Genomic DNA, 21,625 nt, shown 5'->3' with positions numbered 1-21,625 from the left:
CGGATCACCTCCGACAGCCGACCCACGTCCGCAGCGGATCGCCTCCTCGACGAGGCGACCGCTGCGCTCGTCGCGCACGGTGTCCCGACCCCGCGCGTCGACGCCGAACTCCTGCTCGCCTGGGCGACCGACACGTCGCGGGGTGCCGTGCAGGCCCGTGCCCTGACGGGCGGCGCCATCGCGGCGGAGCACGTCGAGCGCTTCCGGTACGCCGTCGCCCGTCGCACCACCCGCGAGCCGCTGCAGCACATCACGGGCGAGGCGCACTTCCGGGCGCTGACGCTGTCCGTCGGGCCGGGCGTCTTCGTCCCGCGCCCGGAGACCGAGGGCGTCGTGCAGTTCGGCATCGACGCACTGCGTGCGACCGCGGTGGCCGAGCCGGTGGCGGTGGACCTCGGCTCCGGCAGCGGGGCGATCGCCGTCGCGATGGACACCGAGGTGCCGAACGCCCTCGTCTACGCGGTCGAGCGGTCACCGGAGGCGCTGCCCTGGACCCGGCGCAACATCGACGCGCACGGCGGCACCGTCCGACTGGTCGAGGGCGACCTCGCCGACGCGCTCCCGGAGCTCGACGGCACGGTCTCGGTCGTCGTCTCGAACCCGCCGTACGTCCCCGACGACATGGTGCCCGTCGACCCCGAGGTCCGCGACCACGACCCGGCGCTCGCGCTGTACGGGGGACCCGACGGGCTCGACGCCGTCCGGGCACTCACCGACACCGCCTGGCGGCTCCTCGTCCCGGGAGGGCTCCTCGTCATCGAGCACGCCGAGCAGCAGGGCGCCGGCGTGCGCGACGTGCTCGCACGGCGGGGGTTCCGGTCCCCGGAGACGCACGTCGACCTGACGGGGCGCGACCGCACGACCACCGCCACCCGCTAGGCGTGGTCGCTCCGGGCCTCCCGGCCGTCGTCCCGGTCCCCGCACGACGCGACCTCGGCGGATCTGCGCAGCGGTACTGTGCTGCGAGGAACCGCGCCCGTTGCGTGTCGCGGGCGTGACGGGTCAGGCGGTGGCGACCCGCTGCTGGGCTGCGACGAAGGCGCGGACCGCTCTGCGCAGGTCGGTGTGCTCCTCGACCAGGACCGCGTGGATGCCGACGACGCGGGCCGCCTCGACGTTGACCGGCATGTCGTCGGCGAAGAACGCGCGCTCGGCGGGCACACCGTGGTGCGCGAGCGCCCGTTCGAACACCTCGGGCTCGGGCTTGCGCGCGCCGAAGTTGCTCGTCGTGTCCAGATGCTCGCCGAAGAGCGGCGGCAACGACGGTGCCCACGTCCCGATCCACCGGCCCGCGAGCGGACCGTTGTTCGTGAGCAGGCCGACACGGCCGTGCTCGGACGCGATCCGGACGGCCTCGATGCGCTCGGGCAGCTCGGTCATCGCCGCGCCGCGGATGCGCGCCCAGTCCGCCTCGGGCACCGCACACCCCATCGCCTCGGCGAAGGCGGCGAGGTAGGCGTCCCCGTCGGGGAAGTGCCCGGCCTCGGCACGGGACTCGTGGCCGCAGTCCCACCAGCGTCGGCGGAGCTCCTCGAAGGAGTGTCCGGTGTACTCACCGAGGGCCGCCATCCGGACCCGCCAGTCGTACCGGACGAGCACGTCGTCCATGTCGAAGAGGAACAGGAGTCGGGGCGCGGGCGTCTCGTTCACGATGCCGTCCATTGTGTCGCACTATCATCGTCGAGTCATGGCCTCCCGATACGACTGCACCGACCCCGACGGGCTCCTGACCGGGATGCGGCTCGCACGTGCCGCCCTCGGCCGGGGAGAACTCGTCGTCGTCCCGACCGACACCGTCTACGGCGTCGCGGCGGACGCCTTCAGCGCGACCGCCGTCCAGCGCCTGCTCGACGCCAAGGGCCGCACCCGCCAGTCTCCGCCCCCGGTGCTGATCCCCGGACCGCCGACGCTCGAGGCGTTGGCGACCGAGATCCCGCAGCAGGTCCGCGACCTCGTCGACGAGTTCTGGCCCGGCGGGCTCACCGTCATCCTGCGCGCGCAACCGTCGCTGGACTGGGACCTGGGGGAGACCCGGGGGACCGTCGCGCTCCGCATGCCGGACTCGCGCATCGCCCTCGAGCTGCTGCAGGAGGTCGGACCGCTCGCGGTCTCCTCCGCGAACTCGACCGGAGACCCTGCCGCGATGGACGTGGACCGGGCCGAGTCGATGCTCGGCGACAGCGTGTCGGTCTACCTCGACGGGGGACCGCTCGCGGTGCACGACGGCTTCGCCGCCTCGACCGGGTCGACCATCGTCGACGCGACCGGCCTCTCGACCGGCGGGAAGCTGACGATCGTCCGACACGGGGTGATCGCCGACGAGGACATCGTCCGGGTCGTCGGAGCCGACCTCGTCACGTGAAGTACTACCTGCTCGCCGGGGCCATCGCGGCCGTGGTGAGCTTCGTCTGCAGCTGGGCCGTGTGGAAGCTCGGCCTGCGCTACGGCTGGTACCCGAAGGTCCGCGAGCGCGACGTGCACCGCACGCCCACACCGCGGCTCGGCGGGATCGCGATGTACCTCGGCGTGATCGTGTCGCTGCTGGCGGCCTGGTTCCTCTTCCCCTCCATCGCGGGGACCGACTACTTCCGGCTCGTGTTCTCGGAACCCGGGCGCGTGATCGCGGTGCTCGCGGGTGCGACGATCATCGTGGTGCTCGGTGTCGCCGACGACATCTGGGACCTCGACTGGATGACGAAGCTCGCCGGGCAGATCATCGCCGCGGGGATCCTGGCCTGGCAGGGCGTGGCGATCGTGTCGCTGCCGATCGGCAACACGCTCGGGGTCGGGTCGTCCTACATGAGCCTGATCTTCACCGTGCTCGCCGTCGTGCTCGTGATGAACGCCGTCAACTTCATCGACGGTCTGGACGGCCTCGTCGCCGGGGTCGCGATCATCGCCGGCGGCGTGTTCTTCCTCTACACGTTCTTCATCAACCGCGTGGTCGTGCAGACGGAGTTCTTCTTCAACCTGCCCTCGTTGCTCACGGCGGTGCTCGTCGGTGCCTGCACGGGGTTCCTCGTCCTCAACTGGCACCCGGCGAAGCTCTTCATGGGCGACGCCGGCGCGCTGCTCGTCGGGTTCCTGATGGCCACGAGCGCCGTGTCCGTGACGGGCAACATCGACCCCGCGGTCATCTCGACACGCCAGGCCCTGCTGCCGGCGTTCATCCCGATCCTGCTGCCCTTCGCGATCCTGATCGTGCCGATCCTCGACTTCGGGCTCGCCGTCACCCGTCGGCTCAGCGCGGGCAAGTCGCCGTTCTCGGCCGACCGGAAGCACCTGCACCACCGTCTGCTCGACATGGGGCACTCCCACTTCCACGCCGTGCTGATCTTCTACGCGTGGACGGCCACCGTCGCCGTCGGGTGCCTGCTGTTCCTCTTCGTCGAGTGGTACTGGGTGGTCACCGTCGTCGCGATCGGCTTCACCGTGTGCGCGATCGCCACCTTCGCCCCGCTCGGCCGGAAGCGCGCGGAGTTCGCCGCGCAGGCCGCCACCCGCTCGAACACCGTCGTCGACGCCAGCCTCGATCCGCTCGACCGCGCCGCCAACGACCGAACGATCCCTGGAGACCCCTCGTGACCGCACCGAACGCCCTCGACCACGTCCGGCCGGTGTTCCGCCGGATCCTCCTCTGGGCGGCCCTCCTCGCCGTCGGCCTGGCCGTCGTCGGGGGAGTCGTCGGGCTCGTCGTCGCCGGGACGCCCGGACTCGCCGGTGGCCTGCTCGGCGCCGTGCTGAGCGTGGTGTTCCTCGGGCTCACCGCGGTCTCGGTGCTCGTCGCCCTCCGGGTGTCGAAGGGGCAGATGATCTCGGGCGCCTTCTTCGGGATCGTGATGGGGACGTGGATCCTGAAGTTCGTGCTCTTCCTGGTGGTCCTGCTCGCACTGCGCGACCGTGCCTGGGTGGACTTCCCGGTGCTCGCCGTGGTGATCATCGCGGGCGTCGTCGGGTCGCTCGTGATCGACGTGGTGGCGGTCGCCAAGGCCCGCATCCCGATCGGGGTGCGCCTGCCCGGCGACGCGGTCGATCCTGGGAACGACACCCCACGGCCCTGAGAGCCCGAGAAGCCTCTCGCACCTGATAGGCTTCTCGAAGTCCGCGTCCGGAGCCTCGCTCGGAGCGGACGAGCCTCCACAAAGTCCACCATCGCGTGCCGTGTGTGCGCGCGCCGACACAGGAGACAGCGCTGCTATCCCACGCTCTTCCCCTGTCCCTCACCGCCGCGGCCAACACCGTGGCGGCGGGGAGCAGCAAGGCCGCCGAATTCCATGGTCCGTCGATCAACGAGTTCTTCCCGGACCCGATCTTCTTCGCCGGGACCCCGATCGAGATGGACCGCATCGTCCTCATCCGCTTGTTCGCGGTGGCCGTGCTGCTCGTCTTCGCGTTCGTCGGGACCCGTGCCCTGAAGCTCGTCCCGAACCGCGGACAGGCCTTCATCGAGTACGCGTTCGACGTCGTCCGCCGCAACACCTTCGACAACCTCGGTGAGAAGGACGGCAAGCGCTTCCTGCCGCTCCTGGCCACGGTGTTCTTCGGAGTCCTGTTCATGAACCTGACGGGTCTCATCCCGTTCATGAACATCGCCGGCACGAGCCGCATCGCGATGCCGATGATCCTGGCGATCGTCGCGTACGTCGCGTTCATCTACGCGGGCCTCCGCAAGCACCCGGGCACGTTCCTCCGCAACGCGCTCTTCCCGCCCGGTGTCCCGTGGCCGCTCTACATCATCGTGACGCCGATCGAGCTCGTCTCGACCTTCGTGCTCCGTCCGGTGACGCTGACGCTGCGACTGCTCATGAACATGGTCGTGGGTCACCTCCTCCTGGTGCTCTTCTTCTCGGCCACCTGGTTCTTCTTCTTCGACGCCGAGAGCCTCTTCAAGCTCTTCGGCATCGGGACCCTGGCGTTCGGCATCGCGTTCAGCTTCTTCGAGATCCTCGTCGCGCTGCTGCAGGCGTACGTCTTCATGCTGCTGACCGCTGTGTACATCCAGCTCGCGCTGGCTGACGAGCACTGACCGACCCCTTCTGACCCCCATACGGCACGACATCCGTCGGGCCGCACTCGAAAGGAAAACACGTGGACGCAACGACCGTTCTCGCGGAGATCAACGGCAACATCGCGACGGTTGGCTACGGCCTCGCTGCGATCGGTCCGGCCATCGGCGTCGGCATCGTCGTCGGCAAGACGATCGAGTCCGTCGCTCGCCAGCCCGAGCTCCAGGGCCGTCTGACGACCCTCATGTACATCGGTATCGCCTTCACGGAGGCCCTGGCCTTCATCGGTATCGCGACGTACTTCATCTTCACCAACTAAGGCTTCTCGATGCAGACTGCACTCATCATCGCGGCGGAGGAGACCCACAATCCGCTGATCCCACCGGTGTACGACATCGTGTGGTCCGCGGTGGCCTTCGTCATCATCTTCCTCGTGATGTGGCGCGTCGTGACGCCGCGCATCACGAAGATGCTCGATGAGCGCACCGAGGCCATCGAGGGTGGCATCAAGAAGGCGGAGGCCGCTCAGGAGCAGGCCGCCGCTGCACTCGACGAGTACAACAAGCAGCTCGCCGACGCGCGTGCCGAGGCCTCGCGCATCCGTGAGCAGGCCCGTGCCGACGCGACCGCGATCGGCAACGAGGTCCGCGAGCAGGCGCAGGCAGATGCAGCACGCATCACCGCCAACGCCCAGGCGCAGATCGAGGCCGAGCGGCAGAGCGCGCTCCAGTCGCTGCGGAGCGAGGTGGGCACCCTCGCCCTCGACCTCGCCTCCGGTGTGATCGGTGAGTCCCTCCGGGACGACGCGAAGTCGGCTGCGGTCGTCGACCGCTTCATCGCCGACCTCGAGGCGTCCCAGGGCCAGCCGGCCGGGGAGCGCTGAGCATGCGGAGCGCCACGCGGTCCGCACTCTCGTCCACGCGGGCGGTCCTCGCTGACCTCGGCGGGTCGATCGACCTCGCCACGGGCATCGAGATCCTCTCCACCGGGCGTGCGATCGCCGGTTCGTCCCAGCTGCTCGGACTGCTGGCGGACCCGACCGCGGACGTCGTCGGCAAGAAGGTCCTCATCGACCGCGTCTTCGCCGGTCAGTCCGAGGCGACGCGTGCGGTGCTGACCGCGGTGGCCGGCTCGCGCTGGTCCTCGCCGTCGGACCTGCTCGCGGGTGTCGAGGACGCGGGCATCCGCGCCGTCGCCGGAACCGCATCGTCGGAGACGTCGATCGAGGCCGAGCTGTTCTCCTTCGAGACCGCCGTCCGCTCGGACGCGGCGCTCGAGCTGGCACTGGGCACGAAGCTCGGCAGCCCGTCGGAGAAGGCTGCGCTCGTCCAGCGGCTCGTCGGTTCGAAGGTCTCGGCGCAGACCACCGCGATCCTGGAGCACCTCGTGCAGCAGCCGCGCGGCCGCCGCATCGGTGAGATCGTCCGCGATGCCTCGCGCATCGTGGCCGACCAGGCCGGCAAGCTCGTCGCCACGGTGACCACCGCGGCCCCGCTCTCGGACGGTCAGGCGGCTCGCGTCGCCCGCGGCATCAGCGAGCGGTACGGCAAGGACATCAGCGTCAACCAGGTCGTCGACCCCGCGGTCGTCGGCGGGATGCGCGTGCAGGTCGGTGGCGACGTCATCGACGGCACGGTGTCCACGCGCCTGTCGGAGCTCCGGCTCCAGCTGGCCGGCTGAGCGTACCGTCGAAGCCGACCCCTCCAAGTCCACAACGGGAACTGTCCCTCACCGGGCAGCATCACCCTCTCGGAGCCGCAGGGCCCCGGAAACCAACAAGGAAAATCCCATGGCAGACATCACCATCAGCCCCGATGAGATCCGTGATGCCCTGAAGGACTTCGTCTCGAACTACGAGCCGACGAAGGCCTCCACGGCCGAGGTCGGGCACGTCACCGACGCGGGCGACGGCATCGCGCACGTCGAGGGCCTGCCCGGCGTCATGGCGAACGAGCTCATCCGCTTCGAGGACGGGACCCTCGGTCTCGCGCAGAACCTCGACGAGGACGAGATCGGCGCCATCGTGCTCGGCGAGTTCGGCGGCATCGAGGAGGGCCAGGAGGTCACCCGCACCGGCGAGGTCCTCTCGGCTCCCGTCGGCGACGGCTTCCTCGGTCGCGTGGTCGACCCGCTCGGCAACCCGATCGACGGTCTCGGCGAGATCCAGGCCGAGGGTCGCCGTGCCCTCGAGCTCCAGGCCCCTGGCGTCATGTCCCGCAAGTCCGTCCACGAGCCGCTGCAGACCGGCATCAAGGCCATCGACGCGATGATCCCCGTCGGCCGCGGCCAGCGTCAGCTGATCATCGGCGACCGCCAGACCGGCAAGACGGCCATCGCGATCGACACGATCATCAACCAGAAGGCCAACTGGGAGTCGGGCGACGAGGACAAGCAGGTCCGCTGCATCTACGTCGCCATCGGCCAGAAGGGCTCCACGATCGCCTCCGTCAAGGGTGCGCTCGAGGACGCCGGTGCGATGGAGTACACCACCATCGTCGCCGCCCCGGCCTCCGACCCGGCCGGCTTCAAGTACCTCGCCCCCTACACCGGTTCGGCCATCGGCCAGCACTGGATGTACGGCGGCAAGCACGTCCTGATCATCTTCGACGACCTGTCGAAGCAGGCCGAGGCCTACCGTGCGGTGTCGCTCCTCCTGCGTCGTCCGCCGGGCCGTGAGGCCTACCCGGGTGACGTCTTCTACCTGCACTCCCGCCTGCTGGAGCGTTGCGCGAAGCTGTCCGACGACCTCGGTGCCGGTTCGATGACGGGTCTCCCGATCATCGAGACCAAGGCGAACGACGTCTCGGCCTACATCCCGACCAACGTGATCTCGATCACCGACGGCCAGATCTTCCTGCAGTCGGACCTGTTCAACGCGAACCAGCGTCCGGCCGTCGACGTGGGCATCTCGGTGTCCCGCGTGGGTGGTGACGCCCAGGTCAAGTCGATCAAGAAGGTCTCCGGCACGCTCAAGCTCGAGCTCGCGCAGTACCGCTCGCTCGAGGCGTTCGCGATGTTCGCGTCCGACCTCGACCAGGCGTCGCGTCGCCAGCTGGACCGTGGTGCGCGCCTGACGGAGCTCCTCAAGCAGCCGCAGTACTCGCCGTACCCGGTCGAGGAGCAGGTCGTCTCGATCTGGGCCGGCACGAACGGCAAGCTCGACGAGGTGCCCGTCCCCGACGTGCTCCGCTTCGAGGCCGAGCTGCTCGAGCACCTGCGTCGCAACTCCGACGTCCTGACCACCCTGCGTGAGACGAACCAGCTCAGCGACGAGACCGTCGCCGCGATGGACCGCGAGATCGACGCCTTCACGAAGGGCTTCCAGACGAGCGACGGCAAGACGCTCGGCTCGGAGTCGTTCGACGCGGCCCAGGCCGAGGACGTCGACCAGGAGCAGATCGTCAAGGGTCGTCGCTAGATGGCGGCACAGGTCCGGGTCTACCGCCAGCGCATCAAGTCGGCGAAGACCACGAAGAAGGTCACCCGCGCGATGGAGCTGATCTCGGCGTCGCGGATCCAGAAGGCACAGGCGCGCATGGCCGCGTCCGGTCCGTACTCGCGGGCCGTGACGCGGGCCGTGTCGGCCGTGGCGACGTTCTCGAACGTCGACCACGTGCTGACCACCGAGCCCGAGTCGTCGACCCGCGCAGCCGTGGTGCTGTTCACCTCGGACCGCGGCCTGAACGGCGCGTTCAGCTCGAACGTCCTCAAGCAGGGCGAGGAGCTCGCCTCCCTGCTCCGCAGCGAGGGCAAGGACGTCGTGTTCTACCTCGTCGGTCGCAAGTCGGTCGGGTACTTCGCGTTCCGCGAGCGCCCGTCCGAGCGGCAGTGGATCGGCGGGACGGACCAGCCGGAGTTCTCGACGGCGAAGGAGATCGGCGACGCGGTCGTGTCGAAGTTCCTCCAGGACACGGCGGAGGGCGGCGTGGACGAGATCCACATCGTCTTCAACCGGTTCATCAGCCTCGCGACCCAGGAGCCGCAGGTCGTGCGCCTGCTCCCGCTCGAGGTCGTCGAGGGTGTGGAGGAGCCGTCGAACGGTGAGCCCCTGCCGCTCTACGAGTTCGAGCCCGATGCGGACGCCGTCCTCGACGCGCTGCTCCCGGTCTACATCGAGAGCCGCATCTTCAACGCCATGCTGCAGTCGGCCGCTTCCGAGCACGCCGCCCGGCAGAAGGCCATGAAGTCCGCCAGTGACAACGCCGACTCGCTCATCAGCGAGTTCACCCGTCTCGCGAACAACGCGCGTCAGGCCGAGATCACCCAGCAGATCTCCGAGATCGTCGGCGGCGCCGACGCCCTCTCGTCGAAGAAGAAGTAGTGGTCCGCGAAGCTCGCGGACAGAACCCCTCAGGAAGGCACCAGCCATGACCGACACCGCCACCACCGCGGTCGAGACGTCGTCGGCGCCCGGTGTCGGCCGGATCGCCCGTGTCACGGGTCCCGTCGTCGACATCGAGTTCCCGCACGACGCCATCCCGGAGATGTACAACCTCCTGTACACGACCATCACCATCGGTGACTCGTCGCAGGAGATCGGCCTCGAGGTCGCGCAGCACCTCGGCGACGACCTGATCCGCGCCATCTCGCTGAAGCCGACCGACGGCCTGGTCCGTGGTCAGGAGGTCCGTGACTCGGGCGCCCCGATCTCGGTCCCCGTCGGCGACGTCACCAAGGGCAAGGTCTTCGACGTGCTGGGCAACGTGCTCAACACCGACGAGAAGCTCGAGATCACCGAGCGCTGGCCGATCCACCGCAAGGCGCCGGCCTTCGACCAGCTCGAGTCGAAGACCACCATGTTCGAGACCGGTATCAAGTCGATCGACCTCCTCACGCCGTACGTGCAGGGTGGCAAGATCGGCCTCTTCGGTGGTGCGGGCGTCGGCAAGACGGTCCTCATCCAGGAGATGATCCAGCGCGTCGCGCAGGACCACGGTGGTGTGTCGGTGTTCGCCGGTGTCGGCGAGCGCACCCGTGAGGGCAACGACCTCATCGGTGAGATGGAAGAGGCGGGTGTCTTCGACAAGACCGCCCTCGTGTTCGGCCAGATGGACGAGCCGCCGGGAACGCGTCTGCGCGTGGCCCTGTCGGCGCTGACGATGGCGGAGTACTTCCGCGACGTCCAGAAGCAGGACGTGCTCCTCTTCATCGACAACATCTTCCGGTTCACGCAGGCCGGCTCCGAGGTCTCGACGCTGCTCGGTCGCATGCCGTCCGCGGTGGGCTACCAGCCGAACCTCGCCGACGAGATGGGTGTGCTCCAGGAGCGCATCACCTCGACGCGTGGTCACTCGATCACCTCGCTGCAGGCGATCTACGTGCCGGCCGACGACTACACCGACCCGGCTCCGGCGACCACGTTCGCGCACCTCGACGCCACGACCGAGCTCTCGCGTGAGATCGCGTCGCAGGGTCTGTACCCGGCCATCGACCCGCTGACCTCCACGTCGCGGATCATGGACCCCCGGTACCTGGGTGCCGACCACTACGAGACGGCGACGCGCGTCAAGCAGATCCTGCAGAAGAACAAGGAGCTGCAGGAGATCATCGCGATCCTCGGTGTCGACGAGCTCTCCGAAGAGGACAAGATCACGGTGGAGCGCGCTCGTCGCATCCAGCAGTTCCTCTCGCAGAACACCTACATGGCCAAGAAGTTCACGGGTGTCGAGGGTTCGACGGTCCCGCTCAAGGACACGATCGAGTCCTTCCGCGCGATCGCCGACGGCGAGTTCGACCACGTGGCGACGCAGGCCTTCTTCAACGTCGGTGGCATCAACGACGTCGAAGAGAAGTGGGCGCAGATCCAGAAGGAGAACCGCTGACATGGCGGCACTCACCGTGAGCGTCGTCTCGGCGGACCGTGAGGTCTGGACGGGCGACGCCACCATGGTCGTGGCACGCACGACGGAGGGCCAGATCGGCATCCTCGCGGGGCACGAGCCGCTGCTCGCCACCCTCGCGCAGGGCCAGGTCCGCATCACCCGGGCCGACGGCTCGACGGTGACGGCGGACGCCGAGGACGGCTTCCTGTCGGTCGAGCACGACACGGTCACGATCGTGGCGCGGCAGGCCGCGCTGGCATCCTGACCGGACTGACCGTCCTCCTCCCGCCGTCCGAGACGAAGCGGGAGGGCGGGGACACGGCACGCACCCTCGACCTGGGTGCGCTGTCCTTCCCGGAACTGGCCGACGAGCGGGCCGCGGTGATCACCGCGGCCCGCTCCGTCAGTTCCGAGGAGTCCACGGCACGGACGGCCCTCAAGCTCGGACCGAAGTCGGTGGCCGAGCGCCTCCGCAACCTCGAGCTCGACACCGCGCCGACACTGCCGGCGGTCGAGCGCTACACGGGCGTGCTCTACGACCCGCTGGACGCCACGGGCGCGGACGACGCCACACGTCGCTGGTGGACGGACCACGTGCTGGTCCAGTCCGCGATGTTCGGACCGATCGGTGCGGGCGACCACATCCCGGCGTACCGGCTCTCGCACGACTCGAGGCTCGGTGCGCTCCGGCTCGCGAAGCACTGGCCGGGACCGTCCAGCGACGTGCTCGGCGCTCGGACCGGCGGTCTCGTGCTCGACCTGCGCTCCGAGGGCTACCGGTCGCTCGGACCCGTGGACGACGCGGTCGTCCTACGGGTGGTCAGTGTCGACGGCGGCGGACGACGTCGGGCGCTCAACCACTGGAACAAGACGGCGAAGGGTCGACTGACCGCGCTGCTCGCACGGACCGGTGCGGACGTCGGCGACCCGGCATCGCTCCTGCGGTGGGCGGGCGAGCACGGCGTCGTGGTGGAGCGGACCGACGACGGCTGGGACCTGGTCGCGGAGAGCCTCGAGCCCGCGCGGGTCTGACGGCGGAGCAGCGCTCGCTCCTGCACAACCTCCCGGACGGCCGTGGCCGTCCACAGACGGGTCGGGGCGCGCCGGTCTGGAGGCGCTCCTCCCGTCACGATCTCGTGCATGACCTCGACGAGACACGGACTCCCACCCACCCTGGTGCGCTACCCGCGCGAGATCGCGGCCGCGGTCACGCTGCGTGCCGCCTGCGTCGCCCTCGTGGCGCCGGAGGCGGCGACCGGTGGAGGCACCGGCGCGGAAGCGCTCGCCCGACCGCAGGCGGTCGCGGTCGCGACGGCGTGCGGCGCCCTCGCGACCCGCTTCGCGCTGGTCGGCTTCCTGGCCGCGCGTGACCGGCCGGACCCCCGGACGGTCGTGCCGTTCGACCCGTTCCGCGATCCGACGCCGCCCGCGCTCGGCGGGTCGGGTCCGGAGCCGGACCGCGCGCGACTCCGGCTGGCCGGCGACCGGTGTGCCTCGGCATGGCGGACCTGGCGTGCGGACGGAGCCCCGGGCGGCGACGTCGCGGTGGGGGCGGCCGGTGCGCTGGCGCTGGGCGCCTGGTGCGCCTGGGCGCTCGGGTCGTCCGCCCGTGCGGAGGTCCGTGCCCGGCACGCCCTCGACTCCCGACCGGACGACCCCTTCGGGTGGTTGGTCCTGCGCGCGGTCCGGTCCGGCCACGGACCGGCGTGGGGCACCCCCACGGGGTCGACCGGATCGTCTACGGTTGGATGACCATGGTGCGGGAACCGGTGCGCGAGGACGACGACACGGTCATCCGTGCGCGCCCCGGTGCCCGACCGTTGCCGACCGACGCAGGTCGTGACCCGTCCCGCACGGGGAGCGCCGGCCTCCGTGCCCTCGGCGCCGCCGCTGCGGCCGCCGACGGTGCCCTCGACGACGATCCGTACGGCGACCCGTACGGCGACACGGTCGTCCGGCCCGGGCGCGGTGCGCGACCGGGGGCCGGGCCGTCCGACGAGGACACGGTCCTGCGCGCTCGACCCGGTGGTCCACCACCGGTGGCGCCGCCCGGAGCGGCAGCACCACGTGCCGGGGACCGGCCGCTCGTCCGACGGACCCCGTCGGTCCGCGTCGGCGGCCGGGTGGTCCGCCTCGACCGGCCCCTGGTGGTGGGTCGTCGGCCCGCCGCGCCGCGCGTCGTCGTCGACGGCGGGCCGGTCCTGGTGACCGTCCCGTCGCCGAGCGGCCAGGTGTCGTCGTCGCACGTGCTGCTGCACGCCGAGGGCGAGGCCGCCGTCGTCGCGGACCTGCGGTCGACGAACGGGACCGTCGTCCGCCCTCCCGGCGCCGCGCCGTTCCGGATGACGGCGGGTGCATCGATCGTCGTCCTGACGGGTACGCTCGTCGAGATCGGTGACGGCAACGTCATCGAGGTCCTGTCGCCGCACCTCCGGGCCGGACCGGACGACGGCCTCCCACCGTTCCCGCCGGCCCCGTGACGGACCCACCGTCCGGCACGCCCCTCCACTCCCAGAGAGCGACCCTGAAACCGTGACCGAACTCGGCCGAGCTGCCACCGAGCACGCCATCGACGTCCCCGGCGCTGCCGGCACACCCCTGACGCTCTCGTGGGGAGCGGCGACCGACGTCGGTCGCCGTCGCGACCACAACGAGGACAGCTACCTCGTCGGCGCACCCTTCTTCGTGGTCGCCGACGGCATGGGCGGACACCTCGCGGGTGACCGGGCGAGCGACGCGGTCGTCCGTCGTCTCGACCAGGTCACCACCGGTGCCTTCACCAGCCGTCAGGACATCCAGCGCGCGCTGCTGCTCGCGACCGCCGACATCGAGCGCGCTGCCGGTGGCAACGCCCTCGGCGCCGGCACGACCGTGACCGGGGTCGCACTCGTCGCGTCCCACGGGCAGCCGGCAGCGCTGGTCTTCAACGTCGGCGACTCCCGCACCTACCGGATCGAGTCCGGCGCGCTCCGTCGGGTGACGATCGACCACTCGGTCGTGCAGGAGATGGTCGACGCCGGGCTGCTCCGGGCCGAGGACGCCGAGCAGCACCCCGACAGCAACGTCATCACGCGGGCAGTCGGCTTCGGCGAGCCCCCGGAGCCCGACTGGTGGACCCTGCCGCTCCGCGCGGGGGACCGTTACATCGTCTGCTCCGACGGCCTCACCAAGGAGCTCGGCGACGTCGGCATCGCCCGGATCGCGGCCCGGGTGCCCGCGGCACAGGCACTGGCGGAACGTCTGGTCGGGGACGCGGTGGTCGCCGGCGGTCGTGACAACGTCACCGTGGTGGTCGTGCAGGTCGACACCGCACCGGAGGACTCCGACGTCGAGGACACCCTGCCGCGCCACTGAGCGTCGCACCCGTACGACCACCCCCGAAGTGGGGGATGGTCGTCCTCCACAGGGACGCCCACGGCCGCCGGCTGTCGGATCGCCCTTCGTAGAATGGCCTGGCCGCGACGAACGGAAGGGCCGGCCGCGGGCCGGGGAAGGGAACGACGCTGATGGCTCGACGCCTGCCGTCCGACCCGCCGGTGATCGCCGGGTTCACCCCCGTCCACGTCCTCGGCTCCGGGGGCTTCGCCGACGTCTTCCTCTACGAGCAGGACATGCCACGCAGGCAGGTGGCGGTGAAGGTGCTCCTCGACGAGGTCGTGGACGAGCGCGTGCGGCAGATGTTCCAGGCCGAGGCGAACCTGATGGCGCGGCTCAGCACGCACCCCGCGATCCTCACGGTGTTCCAGGCGAGCATCGCGGCCGACGGCCGTCCCTACCTCGTCATGGAGCTGTGCTCGTCGTCGCTCAGCCAGCGCTACCGACGCGAGCCGCTCCCCGTGTCCGAGGTCCTGGCCGTCGGTGTCCGCATCGGCTCCGCGCTCGAGACGGCCCACCGCGAGGGCGTGCTGCACCGAGACGTGAAGCCCTCGAACATCCTGCGCACCGCGTACGGCAGCCCCGTCCTCTCCGACTTCGGCATCGCCGCGACCATCGGCAGCGCCGACCCCGACGAGCCGGTGGGCATGTCCATCCCGTGGTCCGCGCCCGAGGTGCTGGGGGACGAGTCCCGCGGCACCGTCCAGTCCGAGGTCTACTCGCTCGCAGCGACCGTGTACTCGCTGCTCGCGGGGCGCTCTCCGTTCGAGGTCCCGGGCGGCAGGAACTCGGCGGCAGACCTGATGGACCGGATCGACAAGGGCGGCGTGGGGTCGACCGGCCGGACCGACGTGCCCCCGTCGCTCGAACGGCTGCTCGCGACGGCGATGGCCCGTCGTGCGGCTGCTCGTCCCGCCACCGTGATGGAGTTCGTCCGCGGGCTCCAACAGGTCGAGGCGGAGCTCGGGATCCCGCAGACCCCGGCCGACGTGGCGGTCGAGTCGTGGGCGGTGGCCACCCCGTCGTCGGAGGGCGACCGGACCGTCGTGCGGGAACTGCAGACACCCTCGCGTGTGGCGGCCCGCCGACGGACACGGCGGGCGGTGCGGGGCGGGACGTCCGTCGGCGTCCAGAGCGTCGGCACCGTGCACCGCACCGGGTCGGCGACGATCGCGCGTCGCCGGAAGCGCTCGACCCTCGTGGTCGCCGGCGCGGCCGGTGTCGTCGTGGTCGCGGCCCTCGCCGTGGTGAGCGTCCTGCTCGTGACGCGCGCCGGCACGGGGTCCGTCCCGACGGTGCGCGACGTGACCGCACGCGGGGGAGGCGACTCGGTGTCCTTCAGCTGGGACGATCCCGGGCTCCGTGCCGGGGACACCTACGTCATCACGTCGGCCGGCGCGACGAGCCAGCAGACCGGCACCACCTTCGTCGTGTCCGGGGATCCCGGTACCGAGCAGTGCATCACGGTCGCGGTGAACCGGGACGGCAGGACGGGGGCCGCGAGTCCCGAACAGTGCGGCACGATCGGGAGTGCCGGGTGATCCGGGCGTTCCTCGCCGAGCACCGTTCCGCGGCGGTCACGGCCTGCGCGTCGATCCTCGTCGGCGCCGTCGTCGCGACCGCCGCGGTGGTGTCCACGGGGTACCACACCCAACGGGTCGACCTGGGGGACGGCACCGTCTGGGTGCCGTCGGCGGAGTACGGCGCCGTCGGGCGCGCGAACACCGGCGTGCTCGAGCTCAACACCGCCGTCGACACCCCGAGCGACGACCTCTCGGTCGTGCAGCGCGGCTCCGAGGTGTACAGCGTGGACGGCACGAAGGGCACCGTCGCGAAGGTCGACGTCGCCGACGCCACCGTGGGCGATGCCGTGACGCTGCCGGCGGGCTCGCCGCAGGTCTTCTTCGCGGGGGACACCGCGGTGGTCGGGAACGGCGACACGGGCGAGCTCTGGGCGACCCCGGCGGCCGAGCTGTCCGACTTCGACGCGTCCACGAAGGCCGACCTGAGCCTCGGCGCCGACGCCGTCCTCGACGCCTCCGACGAGCGGGTCGCGGTGTACTCGCCGCGCACCGGCCGCGCCTCCCTCGTCGACGTCGGCACCGAGCTGACCGTCGAGCGGCGGTGGGAGGTCCGGTTCGACCGCAGCCACGAGTTCCAGGTGGCGTCCTTCGGGGACCACGTCGCCGTGCTCGACCGCACCTCGGGGCAGCTCTCGGTCGACGGGGACAGCGTCGACCTCGGCGACCGCGTCGGTGGATCGCCCGCGCTGCAGCGGTCCTCGGACTCCTCGTCCACGGTCCTCGTCGCCGGGACGGCCGGGCTGGTGCGCGTCTCCGCCTCCGGTCAGGTGGACCGGACCGCGCTCCGGGTGTCGGGTCGAGCGGCACGACCGACCGTCGTCGGCTCCTGCACCTACGCCGCGTGGGCGGGCGGACAGGCGATGGACTCGTGTCGGGGCACCGGCCTCCAGCGGCTCGCGCAGACCGCCGACGCCGACGACCTGCAGATCGTGCACAACGGCGACACCGTCGTGGCGAACGACCCGCGCAGTGGGCGGTCGTGGGCCATCGGCCGCAGTGGACAGCTCATCGACAACTGGGCGGACCTGGTCGACCAGGACGACGAGCGGCAGCAGGAACGGGTGTCGGACGACGACCCGCAGGTGGACAAGGAGCAGAAGCCGCCCGTGGCGGTGGACGACGACCTCGGCGCACGACCGGGTCGCACGACCAGCCTGCCGGTGCTCCTCAACGACTACGACCCCAACGGCGACCCACTCGTCATCAGCGAGGTCGGCGACGTCCCCGACGGCCAGGGCAGCGTCGCCGTCGTCGGTGACGGCCAGCGGCTCCAGGTCTCGCTCACGGCGGAGGCCAGCGGCACGCTCTCGTTCCCGTACACGATCACCGACGGCAACGGCGGGTCGGCCAGCGCGACCGTCCGGGTGACCGTCCGCCCCGAGTCCGAGAACGAGCCACCGCGGCAGGTCCGGAGCACCTCGGCGGACGTCGTGCAGAACGGGCACGTCGTCACCGACGTGCTGTCGGACTGGGTCGATCCCGACGGCGACCCGGTCTACCTGGAGTCCGCCTCGGCGGACGGCGACCGCGTCTCCACGACACCGGACGGGCTGCTCGACTTCCGCAACGCGAGCGGTCGCACCGGTGACCGCAGCGTCCAGCTCGTCGTGAGCGACGGCCGCGACCCCGGCCGCGGATCGATGACCGTGCGTGTCGCCGCCCAGGGGAGCGTGCCGCTGCGCGCCGACGCGTTCGCCGTGCAGGGCTACGCGGGCAAGGCGTTCACGGTGACGCCGCTCGACCACGTCCGCGGGGGCAACGGAGCCGTCACGCTCACCAGCGTCTCCTCGTCGAGCGGCCTGACGGTCACCCCGTCCTACGACGCGGGCACGTTCCGCGTCCAGGGGGCCGGAGCGGGGGACCACCAGCTCGAGTACACCGTCACGGACGGCACGAAGACCGCGAGCGGCGTCGTGCGCGTCTCCGTGCTCGCTCCGCCCGACGCCTCGACGCCACCGATCACGACGCCGAAGACGGTGTTCGTGACCACCCTCTCGACGAAGGACACCGACGTCACCGCGACGGACACCGACCCGGCCGGCGGTGTGCTCATGGTCACGGCGCTCGACGGCCCCGGCCGTGGCAGCGGGGTCGAGGCGAGCATCCTCGACCAGCACGTCGTGCGGGTCACCCTGACCGCGCCGCTCGACGCACCGGTGACCTTCGCGTACACGGAGTCGAACGGTCTGGCCAGCGCCACCGGGACGATCACCGTCGTCGAGATCCCGCGACCGGACCGCATCCAGCCGCCGGTCGCGCAGTCCGACTCCGCCACGGTGCGGGTCGGCGACGTCGCCGAGATCGACGTGCTGGCGAACGACACCCAGCCGGAGGGCGAGCCGCTGACGCTCGACCCGCAGCTCGTGCAGAACGTGCCCGGTGACGGCGGGCTGCTCTTCGTGTCCGGCGACCGGCTCCGGTACCTCGCCCCGGACACACCCGGCAACCACACCGCGGTCTACCGCGTCCACGGTCCGGACGGGCAGTACGCGGACGCGTCCGTGTCGATCTCGGTGCGCGAGCGTGACGCCGCGACGAACAACCCGCCGGTGCCGAAGACCGTGACGGCGCGCGCGGTCGCGGGGCAGGCGGTGCGCATCACCGTGCCGTTGAACGGCACCGATCCCGACGGCGACTCGGTGCAGCTCGTCGGGGTCGGCGACAACCCCGAGAAGGGCTCGGTCAGCGACGTCACCGCCGATGCGCTGACCTACGACGCCGGGGACTACTCCGCCGGGACCGACGAGTTCACCTACACGGTGGTCGACGCGCTGGGTGCCCGCGCGACCGGCACGATCCGGGTCGGCATCAGCCCCCGTGCGGAGCAGGCATCGAACCCGGTCGCCCAGGCCGACCACGTCACCATCCGCCCCGGTGGGTCCGTGACCGTGCGCGTGCTGCAGAACGACTCCGACCCGGAGGGCGGGCAGCTGTCCGTCACCGCGGCCGAGCCGACCGCCCCGGGGGTCACCGCCGAGGTGCTCCACCGCAGCCAGGTCCGGGTCACGCCACCGCGTTCGGCGACCGAGGGCGACTTCGCGGTGCTCTACACCGTCACGAACGAGAGCGGCGGTTCCAGCACCGCGTTCCTGACGGTGACAGTCGACCGCGACGCCCCGCCGCTCCGTCCCGAGGTCGAGGACACCACGCTCGACCTGCAGGACATCCTGCGTCGCGAGAGCGTCACCGTCGACGTCCTGCAGAACGTCTTCTTCGCCGAGGGGTCGACCTCCCGCCTCGAGGTCGGGGTGGTCGACGGGTACGGCGACACCGCCCGGGTCACGAGCGACCGTCGGATCGAGATCCGGTTGACGGACGCGTCACAGGTCGTGCCGTTCTCCGTCACCCGGAGCGACCACCCCGACGTCGTCGCCTACGGGTTCGTCCACGTGCCCGGGTTCGACGACGCCCTGCCGCAGGTGGACCGCAGCGTGGGCGCGGTGACCGTGAAGAGCGAGGCCACCGTGCGCATCCCGCTCGACCGCTACGTGGTCACGGCCAACGGACGGACCGCGCAGATCACCGATCGCGGGACCGTCAAGGCGACGCACGCGAACGGGCAGGACCTCGTCGTCGACCGGTCCACGCTGCAGTTCACGTCCTCGAAGCTGTACTACGGCAACGCGTCGATCTCGTTCGAGGTCACCGACGGGTCGAGCGCGAACGGCGGCAAGGGCCGCGTCGCGACGCTCGTGCTCCCGATCAAGGTGACACCCCGGTCGAACCAGCCGCCGGCGTTCACCGGGTCGTCGATCGACCTGCAGCCCGGTGACTCCCGCACCCTCGACCTGACGAAGCTGACGGACTACCCGTACCCGGACGACCTCCGGGAGCTCCGGTACTCGGTGGTCAGCCGCCCGGGCGCCGGCACCACCGCGACCGTGCAGGGCCAGCAGCTCCGGATCTCGGTGGCGGAGGACGCCCGGAAGGACACGACGGCCTCGATCGGCATCGGGGTGTCGGACGACGCGAACGCCGGTCGCGCCGGGGTGGTTCGGGTCGGCATCGTCGGTTCGACCAGGCCGCTCGTGCAGCCCGGGGCGGACCGGGCGGTCGTCGAGCGTGGCACGACCGCGACCATCGACGTCCTGTCGAACGACCAGGCGACGAACCCGTTCCCCGACCAGCGGCTGCGGGTCGTCGCCATCCGCGGACTCTCGGGCGGTCTCCCCGCCGGCGTGAGCGTGACGCCCAGTGCCGACCGGTCCCGACTCCAGGTCACCGTCGGCGACCGTGCCCAACCCGTCGACGCGCACCTGCAGTACCAGGTCGCCGACGCGACGGACGACCCGTCCCGGTACGTCTGGGGCGACGTGACCATCGCCGTCCAGGACACTCCCGACGCGCCGGGCGCGCCCACCCGGACCGGCACGTTCCAGGGTGGCCAGCTGACGCTGACGTGGGCCACCCCGCAGGCGAACAACGCACCGATCACCGGCTACCGGGTCCAGGGGACGAACGGCGTCGCGAAGGACTGCGGCACCGCGACGGTCTGCACCCTGACGGGCGTCGACCCGTCCGCGTCGTACCGTTTCTCCGTCGTCGCTCGGAACGCCGTCGGCGACTCGGAGCCCTCGCCGCAGTCCGCGCCGATGAGCGCCGACTTCGTCCCGGCAGCGCCGAAGGGCGTGCGCGTCACGCCGAGCAGCGCGACGCCGGACCAGCTCGACGTCGCGTGGGACCGTGTCGCGACGCCGAACGGCGGATCGTCCGTCTCGAACTACGTCGTGTCCGTCCAGGGTCCGGGACTGTCGGCGACGAAGAACGTCGGGACCGCGACGAGCACCTCCTTCCCGGGCGCGCAGAGCGGCGCCGAGTACACGGTGCGGGTCTCCGCCCGGAACGCCGCCGACCGCGACGGCAGCCCGGTGCAGTGGAACGACGCGTCGGCCACCGGCTCGGCCGTCGGTGCCCCCGGCACGCCGGAGCTGTCGGCCACGGGACAGCCGGACGGATCGACGACCGCGGTCGCCCTCAGCGCGTCCGAGGCCGACTGGGCCGGCGGGACCCCCGGTTGGCGCATCGCGAAGTACGCGGCGTCCACCCCGATCCCGTCCGGGTGCTCGACCGCCGGAGCCGAGAAGGTCTGGAACGGTTCGTCCGCGAACGACCGCATCACGAGTCAGTACCGCTACGTCGCCCTCGCCGACAACGGGCTCTTCTGCACGGCGTCGCAGCCGGCCAGCGTGCAGGGCTACCAGACGCCCGACGCCCCGACGGGCACGGTCGAACCGGCCGGTGGGCCCGACGCCGACGGGGCGGTCGGCCTCCGCGCCACCGCGCAGGCGTCCACGCCCTACCTCTACTACTCGGTGGGCGGCGGTCCCCGCGTGCGCTTCAGCGGCTCGGCGTCGCTCGGGGCGGGTGCGGGCTACGGGCTCGAGACGAGCGTGGTGTTCACCGCGTGCGCGACCGACGGACAGTACTGCGCGTCGAGCGCCCCGGCGACCGACACCGCGTTCACCACGCGCGCGTCCGTCGTCAGCGCGGTCGTCGGGCAGGCGCCGGTCATCAACCCGCCGGACAACAACGGGCGCATCGCACCGGACGGCTACCGGATCTCGTACTGCCGACCCGGGCTGCTCGGGAGCGAGAGCTGCTCCGACACGAACCCGGAGACCGGCAAGGCGTGGACCACGGGAGATGCCGTCCCGGCAGGCTCCAGCGCGATCGTGGTGCAGGCAACCGTGAACGGGCAGCAGGACCCGACCGGTGCTCGCGGCGCCGTCACCACCCCGGACGCCGGCACGGCCGACCCGCCGTCCGGCACCGACCCGAGTACCTCCTCCGCAGGCTAAGGTCACGACCCGGCAGCGATCCCACCACCAGAACGAGGACC

Annotated in this window: 19 protein-coding genes; 18 read left to right on the top strand and 1 reads right to left on the bottom strand. The window is 71.3% G+C overall.

Annotated features, from left to right (window positions below):
* Positions 1-3 precede the first annotated feature (3 nt).
* Positions 4-879 carry a peptide chain release factor N(5)-glutamine methyltransferase gene (gene prmC, locus Q9R28_RS03575; protein WP_311205555.1) on the top strand — a complete coding sequence of 292 codons (876 nt, stop codon included), beginning with the start codon at positions 4-6 and terminating at the stop codon, positions 877-879.
* Positions 880-1,002: 123 nt separating this feature from the next.
* Here prmC and Q9R28_RS03570 read toward each other — a convergent pair whose 3' ends face one another.
* Positions 1,003-1,662: an HAD family phosphatase gene (locus tag Q9R28_RS03570; protein WP_311205479.1), complete on the bottom strand. Its 660-nt coding sequence runs from the start codon at positions 1,660-1,662 to the stop codon at positions 1,003-1,005.
* Positions 1,663-1,687: 25 nt separating this feature from the next.
* On the opposite strand from Q9R28_RS03570, the gene Q9R28_RS03565 reads away from it, so the two are divergent.
* From Q9R28_RS03565 to Q9R28_RS03485, 17 genes are all read left to right on the top strand, one after another.
* Entirely contained in the window at positions 1,688-2,362 is a 675-nt protein-coding gene (locus Q9R28_RS03565; RefSeq protein ID WP_066654631.1) for an L-threonylcarbamoyladenylate synthase, read from the top strand.
* On the top strand, positions 2,359-3,585 hold the full coding sequence (locus tag Q9R28_RS03560) for an MraY family glycosyltransferase (protein WP_066654629.1): 1,227 nt from the start codon (positions 2,359-2,361) through the stop codon (positions 3,583-3,585). Before Q9R28_RS03565 ends, Q9R28_RS03560 begins: the two co-directional genes overlap by 4 nt.
* Positions 3,582-4,061, top strand: coding sequence for a hypothetical protein (locus Q9R28_RS03555; protein ID WP_251159743.1), 480 nt, complete (start codon positions 3,582-3,584; stop codon positions 4,059-4,061). Before Q9R28_RS03560 ends, Q9R28_RS03555 begins: the two co-directional genes overlap by 4 nt.
* A 179-nt stretch (positions 4,062-4,240) precedes the next feature.
* Positions 4,241-5,026, top strand: a complete 786-nt coding sequence (atpB, locus tag Q9R28_RS03550; protein ID WP_144411309.1) for a F0F1 ATP synthase subunit A — start codon at positions 4,241-4,243, stop codon at positions 5,024-5,026.
* A gap of 62 nt (positions 5,027-5,088) precedes the next feature.
* A complete protein-coding gene (gene atpE / locus Q9R28_RS03545) occupies positions 5,089-5,325 on the top strand; it encodes an ATP synthase F0 subunit C (RefSeq protein WP_027465781.1) in 237 nt (78 codons plus the stop codon).
* 9 nt (positions 5,326-5,334) lie between these two features.
* Entirely contained in the window at positions 5,335-5,889 is a 555-nt protein-coding gene (locus Q9R28_RS03540; protein WP_066654628.1) for a F0F1 ATP synthase subunit B, read from the top strand.
* Positions 5,890-5,891: 2 nt separating this feature from the next.
* Positions 5,892-6,686, top strand: coding sequence for a F0F1 ATP synthase subunit delta (locus Q9R28_RS03535; RefSeq protein WP_311205478.1), 795 nt, complete (start codon positions 5,892-5,894; stop codon positions 6,684-6,686).
* A gap of 109 nt (positions 6,687-6,795) precedes the next feature.
* The gene (gene atpA / locus Q9R28_RS03530; RefSeq protein WP_066654625.1) at positions 6,796-8,424 is read left to right on the top strand and encodes a F0F1 ATP synthase subunit alpha; all 1,629 of its coding nucleotides are present in this window, start codon (positions 6,796-6,798) and stop codon (positions 8,422-8,424) included.
* The gene (locus Q9R28_RS03525; protein WP_069710758.1) at positions 8,425-9,327 is read left to right on the top strand and encodes a F0F1 ATP synthase subunit gamma; all 903 of its coding nucleotides are present in this window, start codon (positions 8,425-8,427) and stop codon (positions 9,325-9,327) included.
* A gap of 46 nt (positions 9,328-9,373) precedes the next feature.
* Entirely contained in the window at positions 9,374-10,828 is a 1,455-nt protein-coding gene (gene atpD, locus Q9R28_RS03520) for a F0F1 ATP synthase subunit beta (RefSeq protein WP_066654617.1), read from the top strand.
* Between the two features lies 1 nt (position 10,829).
* Positions 10,830-11,093, top strand: a complete 264-nt coding sequence (locus Q9R28_RS03515; protein WP_058729238.1) for a F0F1 ATP synthase subunit epsilon — start codon at positions 10,830-10,832, stop codon at positions 11,091-11,093.
* Entirely contained in the window at positions 11,087-11,860 is a 774-nt protein-coding gene (locus Q9R28_RS03510) for a peroxide stress protein YaaA (RefSeq protein ID WP_308301847.1), read from the top strand. Before Q9R28_RS03515 ends, Q9R28_RS03510 begins: the two co-directional genes overlap by 7 nt.
* A gap of 108 nt (positions 11,861-11,968) precedes the next feature.
* On the top strand, positions 11,969-12,580 hold the full coding sequence (locus Q9R28_RS03505; protein WP_251155056.1) for a hypothetical protein: 612 nt from the start codon (positions 11,969-11,971) through the stop codon (positions 12,578-12,580).
* Between the two features lie 2 nt (positions 12,581-12,582).
* A complete protein-coding gene (locus tag Q9R28_RS03500; RefSeq protein WP_271825792.1) occupies positions 12,583-13,308 on the top strand; it encodes an FHA domain-containing protein in 726 nt (241 codons plus the stop codon).
* A 52-nt stretch (positions 13,309-13,360) separates the two neighbouring features.
* Complete coding sequence (locus Q9R28_RS03495) at positions 13,361-14,182, top strand: protein phosphatase 2C domain-containing protein (RefSeq protein ID WP_251159746.1); 822 nt, start codon at positions 13,361-13,363, stop codon at positions 14,180-14,182.
* 152 nt (positions 14,183-14,334) lie between these two features.
* Positions 14,335-15,744, top strand: a complete 1,410-nt coding sequence (locus Q9R28_RS03490; protein ID WP_311205477.1) for a serine/threonine-protein kinase — start codon at positions 14,335-14,337, stop codon at positions 15,742-15,744.
* A complete protein-coding gene (locus tag Q9R28_RS03485; RefSeq protein ID WP_311205476.1) occupies positions 15,741-21,584 on the top strand; it encodes an Ig-like domain-containing protein in 5,844 nt (1,947 codons plus the stop codon). Before Q9R28_RS03490 ends, Q9R28_RS03485 begins: the two co-directional genes overlap by 4 nt.
* Positions 21,585-21,625: the final 41 nt, after the last annotated feature.

The organism is Curtobacterium sp. BRD11 (assembly GCF_031844345.1).
In the GTDB taxonomy this organism is placed as follows: domain Bacteria; phylum Actinomycetota; class Actinomycetes; order Actinomycetales; family Microbacteriaceae; genus Curtobacterium.
Note: the sequence above shows the minus strand (reverse complement) of the source record. Positions and strands in the feature narration are given on the sequence as shown.